This window comes from Streptomyces sp. NPDC050759 (assembly GCF_044456945.1).
Taxonomy (GTDB): domain Bacteria; phylum Actinomycetota; class Actinomycetes; order Streptomycetales; family Streptomycetaceae; genus Streptomyces.
The window spans coordinates 257-4,605 of the sequence record NZ_JBITGI010000040.1 but is presented as its reverse complement, the minus strand read 5'-3'; the positions used below and the strand labels follow the sequence as shown (position 1 = coordinate 4,605).

Sequence of the window (4,349 nt, the reverse complement as noted above, 5' to 3'; positions counted from 1 at the left end):
CGCAGCCGCCCGACTACCTGACCCAGCACCCTCGTAGGCGCCCGGCCCAAGCCCCGCGCACGCGGCCCGCGGGGAACTGCGCGACCAGCCCCCACTCACCCGCAGCCGCCCGACTACCTGACCCAGCACCCTCGTAGGCGCCCGGCCCAAGCCCCGCGCACGCGGCCCGCGGGGAACTGCGCGACCAGCCCCCACCGGCCCGCAGACGCCCGACACCCCCCATCACCGACTCCCCGAACCATTTGTCACAATGGACGAACGCTTGTGCGTGCGTTCACAAACTGTCGACGTACCTCCCACCGAAGGTGACCCGTGGACCTCAAGACAGCCTCCGCCATCCGACGCCTCCGCCTGGTCTCCGCTCCCGAGGCGATCTCGTTCCTGCTCCTGCTCGTGTGCTCGGTGCTGAAGCGGACCACGGACTTCAACGCCGTGCCGGTGATGGGCATGGTCCACGGCGTCCTGTTCATCCTGTACGTGATCTTCTGGTTCGACGCCTGGAACCGCACCAAGTGGTCCGCGAAGACGGGCATCTGGTACTTCGTGCTCTCCGTGCTGCCCACCGGCGGCTTCTTCGCCGAGCGCAGGCTCAAGCGTGAGGCCGAGGACGCGGTCATCGCCTCCCGTGCCCGCACGGCGAAGGAAGGGGTCGTGGGCGCATGATCGTCGCTTTCTCCGTGACCCCCCTCGGGGTCGGCGAGGACGTGGGGGAGTACGTCGCCGACGCCGTGCGGGTCGTGCGCGAGTCGGGGCTGCCGAACCGTACCGACGCGATGTTCACCTCGATCGAGGGTGACTGGGACCAGGTCATGGACGTCGTGAAGCGTGCCGTGGCCGCCGTGGAGGCGCGGGCGCCGCGGGTGTCGTTGGTGCTCAAGGCGGACATCCGGCCCGGAGTGACGGACGGTCTGACCTCCAAGGTGGAGACGGTGGAGCGGCACCTCGCCGACTGACCGAGCCGCGCCACGACAGTGACGAACCCCGGCCCGCGCGGGCCGGGGTTTTCTCGTTCCCCATGATTGAGCGATCGCTCAAAAACGTGTACCTTCCTGCTCGGTAGTTTGAGCAGTCGCTCAAACAGTGGGCTCACCTGGGGGGAACAATGGGGCTCTACATCGAGGCACGCATCCGCGCCGATCTCGACGATCTCTGGACCCGGACACAGGAACCGTCCCAGCACCAGCGCTGGGACCTCCGCTTCACCCGGATCTCCTACCTCCCGCGCGCGGACGGCGAGCCGCAGCGCTTCCGGTACGCCACCCGGGTGCTGCCCGGTCTCACCGTCGCCGGCACGGGGGTCTCCGCGGGGGAGCGGGAACGCTCCGACGGCACCCGCACCTCCGCCCTGCGCTTCTCCTCGCCGCACCCGCTCTCGCTCCTGGCGGAGGGCAGCGGTTACTGGAGATACATCCCCGACGGCGACGGCGTCACCTTCCTCACCGGATACGACTACCGCCCGCGCTGGGGCCGCGTCGGTGCCGTCGCCGACCGTCTGCTCTTCCGCCCCCTCATCGGCTGGGCGACGGCCTGGTCCTTCGACCGGCTGCGCCTGTGGCTGGAGCGCGGTATCACCCCGGAGCGCGCGCTGCGGAACTGGCTCGCGGAGATCCTCGTCCGGGCCCTCGTCGTGACCGTCGGCACCACCGGACTTGGCCTGGAGCGCCTCCTGCGCCTCTTCGGCCCGCTGGCGGCGTCGATGGCGTACGTCTGGCCACTCCTCCTCGCCGTCGTCATCTCGCTGGCCCTGTTCACGTCACCCCTGCCCGGCACCCCGGCCGCCCGCCGCTGTCTGCGCCGGCCCGCCACACGCGTGCGTGCGCCGCGTGTCCTTCGCACCCTGGAGACCCCGCGATGACCTCGATGTTCCGCACGGTGATGGGCGCCGACTTCGACCGCCTGCACCCCCAGCTCCAACGCCGCTTCTCGGTCGGCCTGACGACCGGTGAGGCGTGCACCGGCCGGGGTGTGATGGACCGTGTCTGGCACGGCGGGGCCTTCGTGAAGCCCTTCCTGGCCCTCGGCTCGACCCGCAACATCCTGGTGCCGAGACCGGGGCGGAGCGTGCCGTTCGTGATCGAGAACGTGCCCTACGTGGACACCTGTGGCCGTGAGACGGTGACCTTCGTGCGCACCTTCCACCTGCCCGGCCGCCCCCGCCGCTTCGACGCCCAGATGGTGCTGAGCCCCAAGGGCGACCGCATCCTGGACTACCTCGGCACCCACCAGCACCTGGCCAGCGAGCTCCACTTCCGCGCCGAGCCCGACGGCTCGCTGCTGATCCGCTCCGGGGAGCACCGGTTCCGGGAGGGCGTGGTGGACGTCCGGGTGCCCGAGCTGATCGGCGCGCGTGCGGAGGTGCGGGAGTCGTACGACGACAAGGCGGGCCGTTTCCGCATCCGGGTCCGGGTCGTCAACCGGTACTTCGGCCCGCTCTTCGGCTACGAGGGCTCCTTCGAGGCGACGTACAGCGACATCGCGACCTGCGGAGTCCGCCCCGGCCTGCGGCCCGTGCGCGAGGAGGTGCGCGCGTGAGTCCCGAGTCCGCGAAGTCCCTGGAGACGAAGGCCAAACTCCTGGAGGGCGCCCTGCGGGTCCTCACCGAACAGGGCATCGCCAAGACCTCCGCCCGTACGGTCGCGGCGGCCGCCGGGGTCAACCAGGCGCTGGTCTTCTACCACTTCGGCTCCGTCGACGAACTCCTCGCCGCGGCCTGCCGTTACGGGGCGGAGCGCGCGGTGGCCCGCTACCGGGAGCGGCTGGCCGGCGTGACCTCGCTGTCCGAACTCCTCGCGGTGGGACGCACGGTCCACGAGGAGGAGCGGGCCGGCGGACATGTGGCCCTCCTCGGCCAGTTGCTGGCCGGCGCCCAGACCCACGCCACCCTCGGCCCGGCCACCGCGGCGGGCCTGGAGCTGTGGATCGCCGAGATCGAGAAGGTCCTCACCAGGGTCCTCACGGCCACGCCCTTCGGCGAGTTCGCCGACCCCGCGGGCCTGGCCCGGGCGGTGGCCGCCTCCTTCGTGGGCATCGAGCTGTACGAAGGGGTCGACGCGTCCGGCGCCACGGCGGCCCTGGACGCCCTGGAGCAACTCGGCGCGCTCGTCGCCGCGCTGGAGGACCTGGGCCCGGTCGCCCAGCGGGCGGTGCGCCACCACCTCCGCAGGACCGGCCGCCGCTGACCCCGTACCACCCCCCGACGTGAGAGGACACCATGCCCGGCTCCGACAGCCTCTACGAGATCCTGGACGACCGCTTCCGGCCCTGCACCAACGGCGACAGCAAACTGGAGGTCCTGTACGACGGCTGCCGCTGGGCAGAGGGCCCGGTCTATCTGCCCGCCTGGCGGCAGCTGATCTGGAGCGACATCCCGAACGACCGCCTCCTGCGCTGGGACGAGGCCACCGGCACGGTCGGCGTCTTCCGCACCCCAGCCGGCAACACCAACGGCAACACCGTCGACCGCCAGGGCCGCCTCGTCAGCTGTGAACAGGGCAACCGCCGCGTCACCCGCACCGAGCCCGACGGCACGGTGACCGTCCTGGCCGAGCGTTACCAGGGCAAGCGCCTGAACAGCCCGAACGACTCCGTCGTACGCTCCGACGGCATGATCTGGTTCTCCGACCCGGACTTCGGCATCCTCAGCGACTACGAGGGGCACCGGGCCGAGTCCGAGATCGGCGCGTGCCACGTGTACCGGATCGATCCGGCCACGGGCGAGGTGTCTCTCGCCGCGGACGGGCTGGACGGGCCCAACGGGGTGATCCTGTCCCCCGACGAGCGGCGGCTGTACGTCTCCGACTCACGAGCGGCCCGGATCCACCGGTACGACGTCCACGCCGACGGCACGCTCTCGGGCGGCAAGGTCTTCGCCGAGGCCCGCGAGGGCGTCCACTTCGACAACATCCGCTTCGACGACGAGGGCCGACTGTGGGCTGCCGCCCTGGCCGACGGCATCCACTGCTACGACCCCGACGGCACGCTGATCGGCCGCGTCCGGGTGCCCGAGCCGGTGGCCAACGTGACCTTCGGCGGCCCGAAGGGGAACCGGCTGTTCATCGCCGCCACGAGTTCTCTGTACTCCTTGGTGATGTCGGTGACCGGGGCGCGGTAGCGGTTGTCGGGCGTCTGCGGGCCGGTGGGGGCTGGTCGCGCAGTTCCCCGCGCCCCTAGGGGGTTGCAGTCACCTCCGCCACAACGGACCGTCGACCACCGCGCGGCACGACGGGCCGTTAGCCGCGTACGGCGGCAAGGGGACGGGGTGGGGGGTGTCCGCCCGCAGCGGCCGGCGTCCGTTACCGGGCACAGCTAAAGCAGCCGAGCCGCCCGTCCCCCGGCGGCCACCCCCCCCC

Annotated in this window: 6 protein-coding genes; all 6 read left to right on the top strand. The window is 71.5% G+C overall.

Annotated features, from left to right (window positions below; genetic code table 11):
• Positions 1–312 precede the first annotated feature (312 nt).
• Complete coding sequence (locus ACIBJB_RS47410) at positions 313–663, top strand: DUF3817 domain-containing protein (RefSeq protein ID WP_398940382.1); 351 nt, start codon at positions 313–315, stop codon at positions 661–663.
• Entirely contained in the window at positions 660–953 is a 294-nt protein-coding gene (locus ACIBJB_RS47405; protein WP_398940380.1) for an MTH1187 family thiamine-binding protein, read from the top strand. Before ACIBJB_RS47410 ends, ACIBJB_RS47405 begins: the two co-directional genes overlap by 4 nt.
• A gap of 149 nt (positions 954–1,102) precedes the next feature.
• On the top strand, positions 1,103–1,855 hold the full coding sequence (locus ACIBJB_RS47400) for a hypothetical protein (RefSeq protein WP_398940379.1): 753 nt from the start codon (positions 1,103–1,105) through the stop codon (positions 1,853–1,855).
• Positions 1,852–2,532, top strand: coding sequence for a DUF4166 domain-containing protein (locus ACIBJB_RS47395; protein WP_398940378.1), 681 nt, complete (start codon positions 1,852–1,854; stop codon positions 2,530–2,532). The genes ACIBJB_RS47400 and ACIBJB_RS47395 overlap by 4 nt, the downstream gene beginning before the upstream one ends.
• Complete coding sequence (locus tag ACIBJB_RS47390) at positions 2,529–3,179, top strand: TetR/AcrR family transcriptional regulator (RefSeq protein ID WP_398940377.1); 651 nt, start codon at positions 2,529–2,531, stop codon at positions 3,177–3,179. Before ACIBJB_RS47395 ends, ACIBJB_RS47390 begins: the two co-directional genes overlap by 4 nt.
• Positions 3,180–3,211: 32 nt before the next feature.
• Positions 3,212–4,111 carry an SMP-30/gluconolactonase/LRE family protein gene (locus tag ACIBJB_RS47385; protein WP_398940376.1) on the top strand — a complete coding sequence of 300 codons (900 nt, stop codon included), beginning with the start codon at positions 3,212–3,214 and terminating at the stop codon, positions 4,109–4,111.
• The last annotated feature ends 238 nt before the right edge of the window (positions 4,112–4,349 follow it).